General features: G+C 72.8%; 16 protein-coding genes, 2 tRNA genes and 1 pseudogene. 4 read left to right on the forward strand and 15 right to left on the reverse strand.

Annotated elements, in window-relative coordinates:
* The 3 genes from BGO91_RS06820 to BGO91_RS06830 form a co-directional block, all read right to left on the reverse strand.
* Positions 1 to 797 (reverse strand): iron chelate uptake ABC transporter family permease subunit (locus BGO91_RS06820; RefSeq protein WP_290472118.1); only part of this gene is annotated, 797 nt, incomplete at its 3' end.
* Positions 798 to 901: 104 nt separating this feature from the next.
* A complete protein-coding gene (locus tag BGO91_RS06825) occupies positions 902 to 2,665 on the reverse strand; it encodes an ABC transporter ATP-binding protein (RefSeq protein WP_290472046.1) in 1,764 nt (587 codons plus the stop codon).
* Entirely contained in the window at positions 2,662 to 4,260 is a 1,599-nt protein-coding gene (locus tag BGO91_RS06830) for an ABC transporter ATP-binding protein (protein WP_290472047.1), read from the reverse strand. The genes BGO91_RS06825 and BGO91_RS06830 overlap by 4 nt, the downstream gene beginning before the upstream one ends.
* A gap of 104 nt (positions 4,261 to 4,364) precedes the next feature.
* Between BGO91_RS06830 and BGO91_RS06835 the strand changes: the two genes are divergently transcribed.
* The gene (locus tag BGO91_RS06835) at positions 4,365 to 5,114 is read left to right on the forward strand and encodes a helix-turn-helix transcriptional regulator (protein ID WP_290472048.1); all 750 of its coding nucleotides are present in this window, start codon (positions 4,365 to 4,367) and stop codon (positions 5,112 to 5,114) included.
* On the opposite strand, the gene BGO91_RS06840 is transcribed toward BGO91_RS06835, so the two are convergent.
* The gene (locus BGO91_RS06840) at positions 5,108 to 5,521 is read right to left on the reverse strand and encodes an NUDIX domain-containing protein (RefSeq protein ID WP_290472049.1); all 414 of its coding nucleotides are present in this window, start codon (positions 5,519 to 5,521) and stop codon (positions 5,108 to 5,110) included. The genes BGO91_RS06835 and BGO91_RS06840 overlap by 7 nt on opposite strands.
* A gap of 87 nt (positions 5,522 to 5,608) precedes the next feature.
* Here BGO91_RS06840 and BGO91_RS06845 point away from each other — a divergent pair, with 87 nt between their 5' ends.
* Together BGO91_RS06845 and BGO91_RS06850 are read left to right on the forward strand one after the other, a co-directional pair.
* Positions 5,609 to 6,898: an MFS transporter gene (locus BGO91_RS06845; RefSeq protein WP_290472050.1), complete on the forward strand. Its 1,290-nt coding sequence runs from the start codon at positions 5,609 to 5,611 to the stop codon at positions 6,896 to 6,898.
* An 89-nt stretch (positions 6,899 to 6,987) separates the two neighbouring features.
* Complete coding sequence (locus BGO91_RS06850; protein ID WP_290472051.1) at positions 6,988 to 7,533, forward strand: hypothetical protein; 546 nt, start codon at positions 6,988 to 6,990, stop codon at positions 7,531 to 7,533.
* Between the two features lie 53 nt (positions 7,534 to 7,586).
* Here BGO91_RS06850 and BGO91_RS06855 read toward each other — a convergent pair whose 3' ends face one another.
* From BGO91_RS06855 to BGO91_RS06870, 4 genes are all read right to left on the reverse strand, one after another.
* Positions 7,587 to 8,018, reverse strand: a complete 432-nt coding sequence (locus BGO91_RS06855; protein ID WP_290472052.1) for a hypothetical protein — start codon at positions 8,016 to 8,018, stop codon at positions 7,587 to 7,589.
* Between the two features lie 97 nt (positions 8,019 to 8,115).
* Positions 8,116 to 8,189: transfer RNA gene (locus BGO91_RS06860), tRNA-Ile, on the reverse strand.
* A gap of 17 nt (positions 8,190 to 8,206) precedes the next feature.
* Complete coding sequence (locus BGO91_RS06865) at positions 8,207 to 9,391, reverse strand: glycosyltransferase (RefSeq protein ID WP_290472119.1); 1,185 nt, start codon at positions 9,389 to 9,391, stop codon at positions 8,207 to 8,209.
* Between the two features lie 157 nt (positions 9,392 to 9,548).
* Positions 9,549 to 10,514, reverse strand: coding sequence for a DMT family transporter (locus tag BGO91_RS06870; protein ID WP_290472053.1), 966 nt, complete (start codon positions 10,512 to 10,514; stop codon positions 9,549 to 9,551).
* A gap of 40 nt (positions 10,515 to 10,554) precedes the next feature.
* Here BGO91_RS06870 and def point away from each other — a divergent pair, with 40 nt between their 5' ends.
* Positions 10,555 to 11,121 (forward strand): peptide deformylase, encoded by a 567-nt coding sequence (def, locus tag BGO91_RS06875; RefSeq protein ID WP_290472054.1) that lies wholly within the window; start codon positions 10,555 to 10,557, stop codon positions 11,119 to 11,121.
* Positions 11,122 to 11,155: 34 nt separating this feature from the next.
* On the opposite strand, the gene BGO91_RS06880 is transcribed toward def, so the two are convergent.
* The 7 genes and pseudogenes from BGO91_RS06880 to BGO91_RS06915 form a co-directional block, all read right to left on the reverse strand.
* Positions 11,156 to 12,034: a histidine kinase gene (locus BGO91_RS06880; RefSeq protein WP_290472055.1), complete on the reverse strand. Its 879-nt coding sequence runs from the start codon at positions 12,032 to 12,034 to the stop codon at positions 11,156 to 11,158.
* Between the two features lie 74 nt (positions 12,035 to 12,108).
* Positions 12,109 to 12,432 (reverse strand): SHOCT domain-containing protein, encoded by a 324-nt coding sequence (locus BGO91_RS06885; RefSeq protein ID WP_290472056.1) that lies wholly within the window; start codon positions 12,430 to 12,432, stop codon positions 12,109 to 12,111.
* Between the two features lie 122 nt (positions 12,433 to 12,554).
* On the reverse strand, positions 12,555 to 13,217 hold the full coding sequence (locus BGO91_RS06890) for a response regulator transcription factor (protein ID WP_290472057.1): 663 nt from the start codon (positions 13,215 to 13,217) through the stop codon (positions 12,555 to 12,557).
* Positions 13,214 to 14,395, reverse strand: coding sequence for a sensor histidine kinase (locus tag BGO91_RS06895; protein ID WP_290472058.1), 1,182 nt, complete (start codon positions 14,393 to 14,395; stop codon positions 13,214 to 13,216). The genes BGO91_RS06890 and BGO91_RS06895 overlap by 4 nt, the downstream gene beginning before the upstream one ends.
* Positions 14,396 to 14,499: 104 nt before the next feature.
* Complete coding sequence (locus BGO91_RS06900) at positions 14,500 to 14,697, reverse strand: hypothetical protein (RefSeq protein WP_290472059.1); 198 nt, start codon at positions 14,695 to 14,697, stop codon at positions 14,500 to 14,502.
* A gap of 137 nt (positions 14,698 to 14,834) precedes the next feature.
* Positions 14,835 to 14,910 (reverse strand) — tRNA-Asn (locus BGO91_RS06905).
* An 88-nt stretch (positions 14,911 to 14,998) separates the two neighbouring features.
* Positions 14,999 to 16,014 (reverse strand): annotated as a pseudogene (locus BGO91_RS06915) (D-isomer specific 2-hydroxyacid dehydrogenase family protein).
* Between the last annotated feature and the right edge of the window lie 37 nt (positions 16,015 to 16,051).

Below are 16,051 nucleotides of genomic sequence, written 5' to 3' on the forward strand. Positions count from 1 at the left end.
GCGCCCGCCAGCAGCGTGACGGCGATCACCGCGAGCGTGCGCGTGACCGAGGCCCGGCTGCCGAGGGAGGCGGCCAGGTCGTCGCCGAGGGCGAGGGCGTTGAGGCCGCGGGTGGCGATGGCGGCGACGATCAGCCCGACCACGACGACCGGCGCGACGACGATGGCTGCCTGGAGGGGCTGGGCGACGAGGCTCCCGGCCGACCAGCCGAGCATGCGCTGGAAGGCGGTCGGGTTCGCGAGCTGGATCGCGGAGGTGATGCCGCCGAGCACCGCCGCGACGCCGATCCCGGCCAGCGTCATCCGCAGCGCGGTCGCGCCCTCGCGGGCGCTCATACCGATCAGGGCGACGACGACGGTCGCGATCACGGCACCGAGCAGCGCGAGCCACAGGTACTGGCCGATGTCGTGCATGCCGAAGACAGCGACGCCGAGGGTCACCGCGAGAGCCGCGCCGGCGTTGACGCCGAGGATGCCCGGGTCCGCCAGCGGGTTGCGGGTGAAGGCCTGGATGACTCCGCCGGCGACGCCGAGCGCGGCGCCGGCCAGCACGCCGAGGAGGGTGCGTGGAACCCGCAGTCCGGTGATCACCAGGTCGTCGTCGGAGCGGCCGGGGCTCAGCAGCGCCGGGAGCACGTGGTCGAGCGGGATGGCTTTCGCCCCGACCGCGATGCTCGCGCCCAGCAGCAGGACGAGGAGCGCGATCCCCACCAGCAGCCAGCCGAGCCGCCAGGTCAACGGACGCGTCGTGTGCTCGCGTCGCTCCGCGGCGGGGGCGATGGGGGCGCGAAGGGACACGGATGACTCTCTGAGGGGGCGACGTCGGGGGGCGGCCCAGCTACTTAGGTAAGGCTAACCAAAGTGGGCCAGAGGTCAGCGTATGTCACCGCGTGGGGTCGGCGCTATCGGCGATCCGACACGTCGTGTCGCGAAGCCGCCACGTTCCAGAGCGCGGCGAAGTGACCGCCGCGCTCGATGAGTTCGTCGGGCGCTCCCGCCTCGACGATGGCGCCGTCCTCCATCACCACGACGAGGTCCGCCTCCGCCGCCTGGTCGAGCCGGTGGGCGACGACGATCGCCGTGCGACCGCGGATCGCGTCACGGGCAGCCTCGTCGAGCGTGCGCGCCACGTCGCTGCCCGCCTCCGCCGTGGCCTCGTCGAGCACCGCGACCGCGGGATCGACGAGCAGCAGCCGCGCCAGCGCAAGGTGCTGCGCCTGCTGAGGAGTGAGGGGGTGTCCGCCGGCGCCGACTCGCGTCGCCGCGCCCTGCGGGAGGCCGTCGACCCAAGCGGACGCGCCCACCGCGTCGAGGGCCGACCGCACCTCCGCCTCCCCCGCTGCGGGAGCCCCGAGCCGGAGGTTGTCCGCGACCGTTCCGGCGAAGACGTGCGTCTCCTGCGAGACCATCGCGACCGCCCGCGCTCGACGCGCGCCGTCGATCGTCCCCACGGGTACGCCGCTCAGCAGCACGCGGCCCCCGTCCGGAGCGCGCACCCCGGCGATCAGTGCCGCGAGCGTGCTCTTGCCGCTGCCGGTCGTGCCGACGACGGCGACGTGAGCGCCCGCGTCGACCACGAGGGTGACGCCGCCCAGGACCGGGACTCCGTCGTAGCCGAACCGCACCTCCTGGAGTTCGACGGCGCCGGCGCGCGGCGGCTCGGCTGCCCCGCAGACGGTCCGCGCCCCGGCGTCCACCACCCCGACCAGCCGCGCCAGGCTGGCGGAGGCGCGCTGGAGGTCGTCCGCGGTCCCGAGCGCGTCGTTGATCGGATTGAACAGGCCCGCGAAGAAGAGCGCAGCGGCGGTCGCCTGACCGATGTCTGCTCCCGCCGAACGCACGAGGAGGAACGCCACGAGCAGGATGGCACCGAGACCGAGGAACTCCGCCAGGTTGAGCCGCCCGTAGAAGCGGGTCATCGTGCGCGTCGCCTCGAGCTCCACCTCCACCGCCGCCGCCGACGCCTCGCGTGCCCGCGCGGACAGCTCGTCGTGCAGGCCGAACGCCCGCACGGTGGGCAGTGCGGCGAAGGTCTCGAGCAGCGTCGCCGCCCGTCGGCCTGCTGCTCGCCGCCCCTCCGCGTAGATGCGCCCGGAGCGGCGCAGGTACCAGCGGACGGTGATCGCCTGCACCGGCACGGCCACGAGCGCGGCCAGGGCGAAGCGGAGGTCGAGCCCGGCGAGTCCGATCAGGGTGACCAGGATGGTGACGGCCGCCGTGAGGAGGCGGCCGAGCGCGCCCTGCGCCACCTCGGCGACCTGCTCCACATCGTCCGTCACGCGGGAGACCAGATCCCCCGAGGCGGCCTCCACCTCGGCCAGGGGAAGCGTCGTGGCGGCGTCGACGACCTCCTCCCGCAGCCGCCCGAGCGGCGGGAGGACCGCGTGCGCGAGCAGCACGCCCGACAGCCACGCGGCCAGACCGCCGACGATCGCGCACGCCGCCAGCAGCGCGAGCGGTCCGACGAGCGCGAGCGGGTCGGCCCGGTCGGCGAGCAGCTGGGCGATCCAGCCGATGCCTCCCGGGATGCCGAGCCCGGCGACCGCGCCGACGATGAGCGCGAGCGCGGTGCCGACCAGTGTCGCGCGCGACCGGCCGAGAGCCCCGGCGGCGAACCGGCGCACCGCGGGCGGCGCGGCGACGGGGAGCGGCGTCCGCGACGTCATCGGATCGCCCTCGCGGTGGCGCCCCCGTCGACCGGGAGCACCTCGTCGCAGCGGGCGAGCCACGCGGGTGACGTGGTGACGACGATCGTCGTCCTCCCCCGGCGGAAGGCGCGCACCCGCTCCGCGATGACATCCTCCGTCGCGGCGTCGATGGCCGTGGTCGGGTCGTGCAGCACCAGTACGGGCGGGTCCGCCGCCAGAGCGCGGGCGAGCGCCACGCGCTGCCGCTGTCCACCGGAGAGCCGCAGGCCGCCCTCCCCCACGTCGTCCGCCACGATCTCGTCGGCGAAGGCGGCGCGCAGGGCGGCCTCCACTCCCTCCGGGCGGCCGACGACCGCGACGTTGTCGCGCGGCGAACCCCGGAACAGTGCGGACTCGTGCGGCGCCACGAGGACATCACCCGGCCCGGCTCCGCGCGCATCTCGCAGCGAGCGCAGGATCCGCGACGCCTCCGCGGCCGTCCCCGCCGGCATACCGATCATCGCTCCGGGCGCCACGGTGATCGTCCCGGACGGACCGGTGACGGCAAGCTCAGGCGCGGCTCGCGGGGACGTCGCGGGCACGTGCTCCGCCTCCCCGTCGCGGTCACTGTGCGGGCGCCCATCGCTTTCCCGGAGCAGTCCGAGGATCCGCGCGGCCGACGCCCGCGCCCGCGCCGCCGACGCCGGCACCGCAGCCAGCGTCTGCAACGGACCCGCGAGGAACTGCGCGAGCCCGAGGGAGGCGATCAGGCCGCCCAGGGACAGCGCTCCGCTGAGCGCGAGCCAGCCGCCGACGCCCACGACGATCAGCAGGTACAGCCCGGTGGTCAGCACGGTCACGCCGTCGCGCAGGGAGTGCGCGCGTACGGCTCGGGTCGCGGCTCCCGTGGCCGCCCTGCTCGCCTCGGTGTAGCGGCGGGAGGCCGTCGTCTCGGCGGCGAGGCCCTTGACCACGCGCAGCCCGCGCACGAGGTCCTCCGCGAGCACCGCGGCTCGTCCGGCCTCCCGTTGCTCGTCACCGCTGCGCGCCTCCACGCCGCGGGAGATCGCCGCGTTGGCCGCCAGCACGGCCACGGTCCCGAGGACGATGACCGCTCCCAGCAGCAGCGGCGACGACAGCAGGAGCACGGTCGCGGCCGCGGCCAGGGCGACCGCCGCGGCCAGCGCCGACGCGATGACGCCGACGAATCCGCCCACCCGGTCGGCGTCGCTGGACGCACGCGTCAGCAGCTCGCCCGGCGCGTGCTCGTCCGTCGCCCCCGGCCGCGCGCCGAGCACGCTCGCGACCACGCGCATCCGGAGGGCGTGGCCCGCGTGCTGCTTCGCCCGGGCGGACGCGCGCGCGCCGAATCGGTAGGAGAACGACAGCAGCACGAAGTCGGCCGCGAGCACCGCGAGCCAGAAGCCCAGGTCCAGCGGGGTCCCGCCGTCGATCGCTCCGCTCACGGTGGCGCCGATCACGACCGGCACCAGCGCCTCCCCCACCTGGTGCGTGCTGTACAGCAGGCACGCCAGCGCCAGATCCGTGCGGCGCGCCCCGACGGCCCAGGTCAGCAGAGCGCGCGGCGAACGCGGGACCGGGGCCGGACGGGACGGCGTGGAGGAGCTGGGCACGTCTCGACACTACGGGCGCACTCCTCTGGCGACTGAGCGCTATGCTGACATCTCATAGCGTGGAACCGCCAATCCCCGGCTCCCGCAGGAGAGGAGCCCCGGGCGTGAGCACCGACGTCATCGAGCTGCACCGCTTCGCCCTCGACCGCGGCGAAGGCTTCGAGCCGCACCGCCACGACCACCACCAGCTCATCTGGGCCTCCTCCGGCGTGCTGACCGTGGAGGTCGAGGGGCGTTACTGGGTGCTCCCCACCACTCTCGGGCTCTGGATGCCGGCCGGCGTGCTGCACGCCCCGCTCGCCGTGCGCGAATCCGTCATGGAGGGCATCTACTTCGATCCCGCCCGCACCCCGGTGACGTGGGCCGCGCCCACGGTCGTGCGGATGAGCCCGCTCAGTCAGCACCTCGTCGCCTATCTCGGCGACGACCTCGCGCCCCAGGAGCGCGCCCGCGCCGAGCATGTCCTGGTCGACACGCTGCGCCCGGTCGGCAAGCGCGCCATCGCCGTCCCCCTTCCGACCGACCCCCGCGCCCGGGACGTCGCCCGCATCCTCCTCGCCGACCCGGCCGACCGCCGCAGCCTGGACGAGTTCGGCCGGGAGGTCGGCGCCAGCGCCCGCACGCTCCTCCGGCTGTTCCAGGCGGAGACCGGGATGAGCTTCGGCACCTGGCGCACGCACGCCAAACTCCAGGCGTCCGTCGCACTGCTGGCGGAAGGCGAGACCGTCTCCCGCGTCGCCTACCGCGTCGGCTACAGCACCCCCAGCGCCTTCATCTCGGCATTCCACCGCGTCGCGGGCCACACCCCGGGCGCGTACTTCGCGGCCGGGCCGGACCCCGCCTCCGATCACTGACCGTCGAGCAGCGCGAGGGCGTACCGGAACGGCGGCGTGAACTCCGTCACCGGCGTGTCACGCGGGTCGATCAGCTCGACGGCGGCGACATCCTCGAAGTCCTCGATCGCCGCGACACCGTCCGCGACGTCGACGACCGCGATGAGCCCGCGATGGGTCCCGTCGACGCGCTCACCGGAGCTCGACTCCTCGAAGTCGAACTCGAATCCGTGCCACGACAGCACCGCGACCCGCCCGACGCCGCACTCCTCCTGGAGCTCGCGACGAAGCGTCTGCACCGGGGACTCCCCCGCCTCCGGCGTTCCACCGGGAAGGTCGAGCAGCCCCGTGTACGGACCACGCGCCTTCCGGATCGCGACCACCCGGCCGTCCTGGCGCCACACGCCGTACACGCCGAAATGATTCATGACCGTGAGCTTACGAGGTCGGTCCGCGCCTTTGTCAGCCAGACGGCCCGTGGATCATCGCCGGAAGCCGCGTCCTAAACTGAGCGGATGAGCGATGGCGCAGGAGGGTCAGCCCGCCCGAGCGAGGTTCTCCGCCTCCGGCCCTTCGCCCTGTTCTGGAGCGCCAGCACGATCCGCGCTTTCGGGAGCGCGATCGCCGGGGTCGCCTTCCAGGTGCTGATCGTCACGGTGCTGAACGCCGGCCCGGCCGAGATCAGCGTCTTGAGCGCGCTCAGCGTCGTCCCGTATCTCTTCCTCGGGCTGATCGTCGGCGCGCTCATGGACCGCTGGCGGCGTCAGCGCACGCTCGTCATCACGAGTGTGGGGCGCGCGATCGCCCTCGGGTCGATTCCCGTGCTCCTGCTCACCGGTGCGCTGAACTTCTGGTCGCTCGCGGCCGTCATCCTCACGCTGGGGGTGCTGACCCTGTTCGCGGACTCGGCGGCCCAGCCCTTCCTCCCGTCCATCGTCCCGCGGCGCTCGCTCGTGACGGCCAACTCGCGGCTGGGGCAGAGCGAGACGGTCGCCACGACGGCGGGGCCCGCGCTGGGCGGCGCGCTCTTCGGTCTGCTCGGTGCGCCGATCCTCTTCCTCGTCGAGGCGGTCGTGAACGCGGTGGCCGCGATCCTGCAGTCCCGCATCGAGGTGCAGGAGGCGCGACCCGAGCCGCGCGCGATCGGTCGCCACATCGGGCACGATATCGTCGAGGGCATGCGGTACACCTACCGGCACCGCACGCTCCGCCCGCTGGCGCTCTCCGTGCACCTCTGGTTCCTCGGGAACAGCATCGCCGCGACCGTGTTCGCCGTCTTCGTCCTGCGCGAGCTGTCGCTCCCGCCCTGGGCCTACGGCGTCGCCCTCGCGTTCGGCGGCGTCGGCGGTTTCCTCGGCGCCGTGCTCGCGCCCCGGATCGGAGCACGGCTCGGGGCGGGTCGAGCCATCCTCCTGGGGCGGGCCCTGGTCGTCGTGCCGTGGCTCGTGCTCGCGATCATGCCGCTCACCGCAGCGAGCAGCCTCCCCGCGCTCGTCTGCGTCGTGGCCGCCGTGCAGTTCCTCTACGGCCTCTCGATGGGCATCGAGGACGCGAACGACATCGGCTACCGCCAGGCCGTGGCGCCCGACCGGATCCAGGGCCGGATGAACTCGACCATCCGCACGGTGAACCGGGTGGTGTTCTTCTGTGGAGCACTCCTGACCGGGGTGCTCGTCACGGTCGCCGGCTATCGCCTCACGCTCGGAATCGCCGCGATCGCGTTCGCCGCCGCCGCCCTCGTCGTCGCGCTTTCGCCGCTGCGCACCGCTCGCCACGAGGATGCCGCAGACGCCTCCGTGGCCTGAGCGTTGCGGTCCGCCCGGGCCGCGACGACCGACCGGCCGCCCCGTTGTGGGGCTGGGGAACCCGGCTCCTGGGCTCCTAGGCTGAAGGGATGCTCACCGTCCGGACCGCGCGCTCCGCCACTGCCACACTGCTCGTCCTCGCGCTCGCCGGCTGCTCGGCGCAGACCTTCCGGGCGCAGTCCGCGCCTTCGTCGTCGCCCAAGGCAGCGTCTCCCACCTCCACGCCGACGCCCCCTCCCGCTCCGCAGGAGATGACGATGGAGCAGGCCGCAGTCGTGTACGGAAGCGGCGCCTGCCGGGTGAACACCGTCGGGAAGACGTTCAACGACGTCTGGCAGTCCGGCTCCGGCGACCTCGACAGGCTCCGGCAGGCAGCGGCGGTCTCCCGCGATGCGACCTCCGCCACCGCGACCGAGCTCGACCGGGGCATGTGGCCGGCGGAGCTGCAAGCGGACATCGCCCTGGTCCGGGATGCCGACTTCGCGCAAGCGGCGATCCTCGCCCAGATCGCGGCCGCGCCGACGTGGGACGCAGCCATGGCGAACGAGTTCCCCGCCCAGGATGACGCCGGGGCGGCCAGCCAGCGGATCCGTTCCCGATTGGGACTGCCGGCCGACCCGTACGCGCCCTGCTGACGATCAGGCCCCGGAACTGACCGCTGAGACCGTCCGCTGCCCGCCCGCGCGCGTCAGTCGGACCAGGCGAACAGCTCGCCCGGCGCCATGAACGGCTTGCCCTGGGTCAGGGTCTTGCGGAAGCGGCTGCGCGTGTACGGGTACGCGAACGTGATCGCCGCGCCGTCGGAGTGCTCGAGCTGGAGACGCACCGCGTCGCCCTGCGAGGTGCGCACGTCGGACACGTAGACGGCGGCGCGCAGCGCGGCCCGGTTCGCTCGGACGCCGTCCCGCAGCATCGTGAGGACGTCATCCGAGAGCGGTGCGTCGCCGTCGGGGAGCGCCCCGATCATGTTCAGCGCGCCGTCGTCCGAGACCGTGTAGCCGAACGGCAGCAGCTCGCCGCGCTTCGCGACGGTCTGCAGCGCGAACGGGAGGGCGCTGTCCATGAGCGCCTCGAAGTCTGTCTCGGCCTGCGGAGAGATCGGGTCGTTGAGAGAAACCATAGGTTCATCTTGGCGAAGGTCGCAGCCGTTCGCGGACGCGCGCGCCGACCTCCGGTGAGTCGATGGCAGATCTCCGTAGCGCCATCCCGGCGTTCAGTAGGGCGGACGGGACTTGAACCCGTGACCGGCGGATTATGAGTCCGATGCTCTAACCAGCTGAGCTACCGCCCCGGTCGTGTGCCGCCCAGTCACTCCGGGGCGGGCACGCTGTCGGCCGCGTCCGTCACCGGGTCGGCCACCGGCTCACCACGATACAGGCTCTCGAACGTCGAGATCGTGCGCTGGATGTCGTGCGAGGCGACGATGCGGAGCGACGCGTTCTTGAGCACGTCGAGCTGCTCCTGGGGCAGCGTGAGGACGCTCTCGAGCTTGTCCGCGAGGTCCTGCGCGTCGCCGGGGCGGAACAGGTGCCCGTTCTCGCCGTCGTGCACGAGGTGCGGGAGCGCCATCGCGTCGGCCGCCACGACGGGCAGACCGGAGGCCATGGCCTCCATCGTCGCAATGGACTGCAGCTCGGCGATCGACGGCATCGCGAAGACCGTGGCGCGCGTGTAGGCGGCGCGGAGCTCCTCGTCGGTCACGTAGCCGAGGAAGTTCACGCGGTCGGCGATGCCGAGCGTCTCGGCCATGGTCTGGAGGTTCTTGAACTGGTCGCCGCCGCCCACGATCTCGAGCTGCGCATCCAGCGCCTCCGGGAGGAGGGTGATGGCCTTGAGGAGCACGTCGATCTGCTTCTCGCCGGTCACCCGGCCGACGAAGAGGATGCGGTTCGCGGTGCGGGGGGTGAAGTCGGGGGTGTAGTTCTGCGCGTCGATGCCGCAGGACACGGCGTGCACGCCGCGGAGCCCGGTGGCCTTCTCGAGGAACTGGGCCGCCTTCTGCGTCGGCGTGGTGATCGCCTCGGCGCGGTCGAAGCTCTTGCGCGCGTCGCGCCAGGCGATGTCGACGAAGGTCTGGTGCAGGAACTTCGGCAGGCGGGTGAACTCGATGATGTTCTCGGGCATCACGTGGTTCGTCGCGATGATGCGGATGCCGCGCTTCTCCGCCTCGTAGGCGAGACCGCGGCCGACGACGATGTGCGACTGGAAGTGCACGACGTCGGGCTTCACCTCGTCGAGCACGCGGCGCGCGTTGGCCTTGCTCGTCCACGGGAGCGCGAAGCGCAGCCAGTCGTGCGGGTACCAGCGCCAGCTGCGCAGACGGTGCGCGGTGACCTTCTGGCCCTCGTGCTCCTCGACCCACGTGCCGTGCTTGCGGCTCGCCGCGGGCGCGACGATGTGCACGTCGTGGCCGTGCTCGACGAGGCCGGCGGAGAGGCGCTCGGCGAACCGGGCTGCGCCGTTCACATCGGGGGCGAAGGTGTCGCACCCCATCAGGATGGTCAGCGGCTTGCGGGCCGGGGCGGGCGGCGTGTCGTTCGTTCCGCTCGGATCTGGCACGTGGTTGGTCCCTACTGTCGTGGGCCGGGTCGGTGGTCCGGCGACGGTTTCGGCGTGCCGGGCGGTGGTCCGCTCCGGCCGATTCAACGGCTTAGTCTAGGCCGGATTCCGGCGAGGTCTCTGCGACGCGCGCGGGTGCGGGCGTCTCGGCACCGGCCTGCGGGTGGTACTTCGCGAGCTGGAAGACCCCGTACATCGCCACCGCGCCGGTCAGGGCGAAGCCGACCATCGCCCACCACGGCGCCCCCGCGGCCTCGTCGAGGACCACGATCCCGATGGTCACGGCGACGAGCGGATCGATGACGGTCAGGCCGGCGATCACCAGGTCCGGAGGCCCGGAGGAGTACGCATTCTGCACGAAGTACGCGCCGAGACCGGCGGCCGCGAGCAGCGCCACGATGCAGAGGACGAGCAGCCAGTCCCACTCGTTGTTGGAGACGCGGTCGATGACAACCTTGGCCAGCGTCGCCACGAAACCGTAGAGCACACCGGCGCCGACGATGTAGATGATCGCCTTGAACCGGTGCCGCAGGAAGAAGAACAGACCGCCGGCCACGAGCAGCACGACGGCGAGGATGATCAGGATGATGATCAGCGACCGGCTCGTCACCGGCACGTCCCGCGCGAAGACGGCCGCGATCAGCACGAACGCGCCGACACCGCCCACGCAGAGGCTCACCGCGACGACGGAGCGCCGGTTGAGACGCACTCCGCTCACCCGGGCGTTCAGGATGCTCGTGATCACGAGCCCGACGACGCCGAGCGGCTGCACCAGGATCAGCGGGGACAGCTTGAGGCTCACGAGCTGGAAGACGATCGCCAGCCCGAGCAGCAGTGTGCCGATCACCCAGGACGGCCGCGCGAGCAGCAGTCCGAGCTGCCGCAGGTTCAGCCCCGACGACGCGTCGCTGGTCTGCGACTCCACCTTGGCGACGCCGTGATGCTGCAGCTGCGCGCCGATCGAGAGGAAGCAGGCGCCGACGAGCGCGATGGGGATGCCGAGGAGCTGGCTCGGCTGGTACGTCAGCTCGAGCGCGTCCATCAGTTCCGTTCCCACCCCACGACCCTACCCAACATGCAGCCGATAGTCTTGCCGAATGGCCGTCCTCCCCATCCGGATCACCGGTGACCCCGTCCTGCACTCCCCCGCCGCACCCGTCACGGAGTTCGACGACGAGCTGCGACAGCTCGTCGACGACATGTTCGAGACGATGGACGCGGCCCCGGGCGTCGGCCTCGCCGGCCCGCAGGTCGGCGTTCCCCTGCGCCTGTTCGTCTTCGGCTGGACGGACGACGACGACGTCCTCCACCGCGGCGTGGCGATCAACCCGGTGCTCTGGCAGAGCCCGCTGTCGATCGACGAGCTGGACGAGGACGAGGAGTCGGAGGGCTGCCTGTCGTTCCCGGGCGAGCGCTTCCCGCTGCGCCGGGCCGAGTACGTCATCCTGCGCGCGGTCGACCTCGCGGGCGAGCCGTTCGAGATCGAGGCCGAGGGGTGGCTGGCGCGCATCTTCCAGCACGAGTTCGACCACCTCGACGGCGTGCTCTACGTCGACCGGCTGTCGCACCCGTACGCGAAGACCGCGGCCAAGACGCAGCGCAAGAACAGCTGGGGCGTACCCGGGCTCAGCTGGCTGCCCGGACGCGACCACCTCGAGGACTGACTCCGGCCGGTCGCCGGTCGCCGGTCGCCGGCGTCTAGCGGCGCAGCTCCACGCCGTGCACACCGTTGTGGTGGCGCAGCGCGGGGAACACGACCGCGAGCGTGAAGCCGACGCCGGGGACGGTCTTCGCGTTCAGCACGCCGCCGAACAGGGCGGCGCGGTCGCGCAGCTCGTTCAGCCCGGCCCCCTCGTAGTACTCGGTGACGGCGCGCAGATCCTCCTCGATGGAGTACGCGGTCGCCGCGTCGACACCCTCGCGATCGAGGCCCTGGCGGCGTGCAGCCGCGCGGATGCCGTCGTCCTCGACGCTGACTTGCAGCCCGTCCTGCGTCCAGGCGAACGAGACGGAGACCCGCGTGCCCGGACCGCCGTGCTTGAGCGCGTTCTCCAGGCTGGTCTGCAGGATGCGGAAGACCGCGAGCTCGGCGCCCTGGCGCAGGGCGAACGATTCGCCCGTCTCGGTGAACGTCACCTCGATGCCCGCGTCGCGCATGATCCGGAACAGATCGCGGGCGGAGTGGAGGCGCGGCTGCGGCTGAGCGGCGTCCTGCCCTTCACGCACGACGTTCTGCAGGCGGCGGAGGTCGCCGAGCGCGTCCCGCGCGGCGGTCTCGAGCGCCGGAGTGGAGCGCGCGGCCGCGGCCGGGTCGGTGGAGGCGGCGTAGCGGATGCCCTCCGCCTGCGCCACCAGCCGGGTGACGGTCTGCACGGCCACGTCCCCGAGCTCGCCCGCGATCCGGAAGCGCCCCGCCTGCTCGGCGAGCTCGAGCTCGCGGTCGATGCGGTCCCACTCCGACTCCTCCCGGGAGTCGCGGAGCCGGCGGTAGCGGCGGTGCTCGAACAGCCAGAGGGTCAGGAGCGCGAGCGCCGCCACCAGCAGTACGACGCCGGCGATCAGGGCGAGCGGGGTCATCACGGTCCTTCCTCGGCCGCCGGCGCGGCCCGGATGATCCTATCCCGGGCCGCGCGAGGGCTGGACGACGTCGATCAGGCGCCGTCGCCGCGGTTCGCGCGCAGCACCTCCAGCCGGGCGCGGTACTCGACCTCGTCGATGTCGCCGTTCGCGTAGCGCTGGGCGAGCGTCTGCTCGGCGGAGCGGGTCGCGGAGTGCGCCCATCCGGGGCCGCCGAAGCCACCGCGGGCGGCCGCGGCACGACGCCACCGCCGGCCGGCGAGGCTGAAGATGAGCACGAAGACGGCGATCCAGAAGAGCGGGATGAGGAGGAACAACCAGCCGAACCCGAAGCCGGGGCCGGCCCAGACGGTGCAGGGAGCGGCGGCCAGTGCGGTCGCGACGGCGGAGCTGAACATGGTGCGTCCAATCGGTCGATGCCGTCCACGGCTCTCGCGGACGGTGACTCCAGCCTCCGCGTCGCGCCGTCGTCGCGAATCCGCCGGCGGGAGTGACCTCGCCTACTCCCCCGGGAGCAGCGTCAAACCTGGCCGGGCCGCACCAGTCCGGTCTCGTAGGCCAGCACCACGAGGTGCACCCGGTCCCGCGCCCCGAGTTTCGTGATGATGCGGGAGACGTGGGTCTTGGCCGTGAGTGGGCTCAGATAGAGCCGTTCGGCGATCTCCGTGTTGGTCAGGCCGTGTCCGACCAGGGCGAGCACCTCGCGCTCTCGCTCCGTCAGGACCGCGAGGCGCTCCAGATCCGGTGCGGGCCCGAGACCGCCCGCCACCCGCGAGATCAGGCGTCGCGTGGCTCCCGGCGACAGCAGCGCGTCCCCCTCGGCGACGACGCGGATGGCGCGCAGCAGCTCGACCGGTTCGGTGTCCTTCACCAGGAAGCCGCTCGCGCCCGCCAGGATGGCCTGCGCGACGTACTCGTCCAGCTCGAACGTCGTCACGATGACGATGCGGGTGCCGGCGAGGGCGGGATCCCGCACCACTTCGCCCGTCGCCCACAGGCCGTCGCCGTCCGGCATCCGGATGTCCATCAGCACGACGTCGGGCGTGGTGCGCCGGATGAGCTCGACCGCCTCCCTGCCGGTCGCTGCCTCGCCGACGACCTCCAGGCCGTCCTCCGCTTCCAGCAGCGCGCGGAACCCCGCCCGAACGAGATGCTGGTCGTCGGCCAGCAGCACGCGGATCATGCGGCCTCCGCCGGCCGGGCCGGGAGGCGGGCCTCGACGGTCAGGCCGCCGCCGTCGGTCGGGTGGGTGGCGAACCGGCCGCCGAGCAGCTCGGCGCGCTCGCGCATCCCCAGCATCCCCTTGCCCTCGGTGACGGCGTCGTCGGGGCGGCCGCGGCCGTCGTCGGCGACCGTCAGCACGTACCAGCCGTCCTCCTCGGCGATGCGGATGTCCACCCGGCGCGCCTGTGCGTGGCGTCCGGCGTTGGTCAGCGACTCCTGCACGATCCGGTAGAGCGCGTGCCCGGTGGCCGCGGACGCGCCGTGGGGCAGCGCGTTCTCGTAGGCGACATCGAGCCCGGCGCGCCGGTAGGTCTCGACGAGCACCGGGATGCGCGAGAGGTCGGGTTCGGGAGACCGGTCCGCGTAGCCGTCCGAGCGCAGGAAGCCGAGCACGCCCCGCACCTCCTCGAGCGCCTGTCCGCTGGTGGTCTTGATGGCCTCCAGGCTCTCCCGCGCCTTGTCCGGCCGGGAGTCGAACAGGTGGAGTCCGACGCCGGCCTGGACGCTGATCTGCGAGAGCGAGTGCGCGAGCACGTCGTGCAGCTCGCGGGCGATGCGCAGCCGTTCGGCCTCCGCGGCCGCCTCGCGCCGGGCTGCGAGCGTGCGCGACACCTCGCGGAAGCGGTCGCGCCGGTTGCGGATCGCCTCCCCCACGCCCAGCAGCAGCACGAGCACGAGGGCGAGGATCAGCGGCCGGATGATCGAGGTCGGGCGCGCGGTGAGCGCATAGGCGGCGAACGGGGCGACCACCGCGAACGCCGCGAGCGTCCACCACGCCCACACCCGCGCGCCTCGCACGACGGCTCCGACGACGGCGATGGCCAGCGGGAGGGCGGTCAACGGCGGTCCGTTCGTCAACGCGATCGCGGGCACGCACAGCACCGCCACGGCCACGACGACGGCTCCGGGATGCGTCCGCCCGAGCGCGAGGAGGCCGGACGACAGGAAGGCGACCAGCATCGCCACGGCGACGAGCGGATGCGCGGCCGCATCGAACAGGGCGATGAGCAGCCCGGGCAGCTGGAGCAGCGCGGCCACGACGACCGGGAACCAGCGCGTCCCGCGCGGCCGCTCCCGATCCGCCCAGGGCGGCGTGCGCGTGCCGACGGGGGTCTCGTCACGCGGGGAGAAGGGCATCTCCCCATGCTAATCACGCGGACGAGCGGCGGCGTGCGCCCGCGGGTGTGGACCGGCTACTCCCGGCTACTCCCCCGGGAGTACGCGGCTCGCGTACGGTCGGCTCACGGGTTGTGCTCGGCGTCGAACCCGCCGTCCTGCTCGACCGGCTCGAACAGCGCTCCGAACGACGGACCGCCGAAAGCGGTCAATCCGGCCTCCTCGACCGCGGCCTCCCTGGCCGACGCCTCATCGTCCTCGAACGCCTCGTACGGCTGATCGGGCTCGTCCGGCGCGGTCGCATCATCGCGCGCATCGCTCATGGCACCCTCCCCTGCTCTTTTCGGCTCTGGCACGGAGGGTAGACCCGGACGGTGAACGGCGCATGTATTCCGCGACGGGCATGGAAAGCGAAAGATCCCGGTCACACCGCCCTGCTGGGCGGGTGACCGGGATCCGGTGGCTCCCCGACTTGGACTCGAACCAAGAACCTGCCGGTTAACAGCCGGCTGCTCTGCCAATTGAGCTATCGAGGAATGCTTGATCAGCGAAGCCACTGTAGCAAGGAATCCGGCCGGTTGAGAAATCGGGGCCGCATCTCGCGCGCGTCGCGCCGATGGGCCGCTAGTAGCCCGCCTCCGGGTCCACCAAACCCACGAAGCGACCGTCCCCGAGGAACGCTGCGACGTTGAGCCGGACCCGCTCCGCGAGCATCGGCGCGACCATCTCGGGGGTGTCCGCCTGGTGCGGGGTGATCAGGCAGTGCGGCTCGTCCCAGAGGGGATGCCCGTCGGGCAGCGGCTCCGGATCCGTCACGTCGACGCCGGCGCCGGCCAGACGGCCCTCGCGCAGCGCGGCGAGCAGGGCGTCGGTGTCGATCAGTCCGCCACGGGCGATGTTCACCAGGACGGCCGCCTCCTTCATCGCGGCGAACTCCGTCGCACTGAGGAGCTGCCGCGTGCCGCCGGTGAGGGCGGCCGCCACCACCACAAATCCGCCGTCGGCAGCACGTCGCCGAGCCGGGCCGTCGGGACCGTGCGCTCCGCGCCGGGGACGGGATCGGACGAGCGGCGCACCACGGTGATCCGCACGCCGAACGGCTCCAGGAGGCGGATCAGCTCGAGCGCGATGCCCCCGGCCCCGATGATCACGACATCCATCCCGTACAGGGATCGCCCCTCGGGCTCGGTCGCCCAGCTGCGCGCCCGCACCCGCGTCGGGATAACGCGCAGCAGCGCGAGCATCAGCGTGAGCGCGTGCTCCGCGACGGGCTGCGCGTACGCGCCCTTCGCGCTCGTCCAGATGCGGCCGGGGCGGGACTCCGCCGCGATCGTGCGCGAGAAGGCGTCCACCCCGGCGAATGGGAGCTGCACCCAGCCGATGCCCGGGTAAGCCTCGAGCGCGGCGGCGAAGCCGTCCGGGTCGCGGTAGTCGAGCCAGACGAGGCCGCGCGTCGCGTCGGAGATCGGCTCGACGACCCCGCCGGACGCCTCCACGGCGTCGACGAAGGCCTGCTCCGGGCGCGGGAGCACCGCGATCGGTCCCGGCTGCGGCCGCTCGGCCTCGGGCAACGCCTCGGCCTGGACGGCCAGGACGGCGCGGTGCTGACCGGCCCCGCGGCCGGTGTTCGGTGTGGGCATCTCGGGCTCCTGATTCGTGTGCGCCGACGCGTTCGCG

It is taken from the genome of Leifsonia sp. 71-9 (genome assembly GCF_001898805.1).
GTDB lineage: Bacteria > Actinomycetota > Actinomycetes > Actinomycetales > Microbacteriaceae > Leifsonia.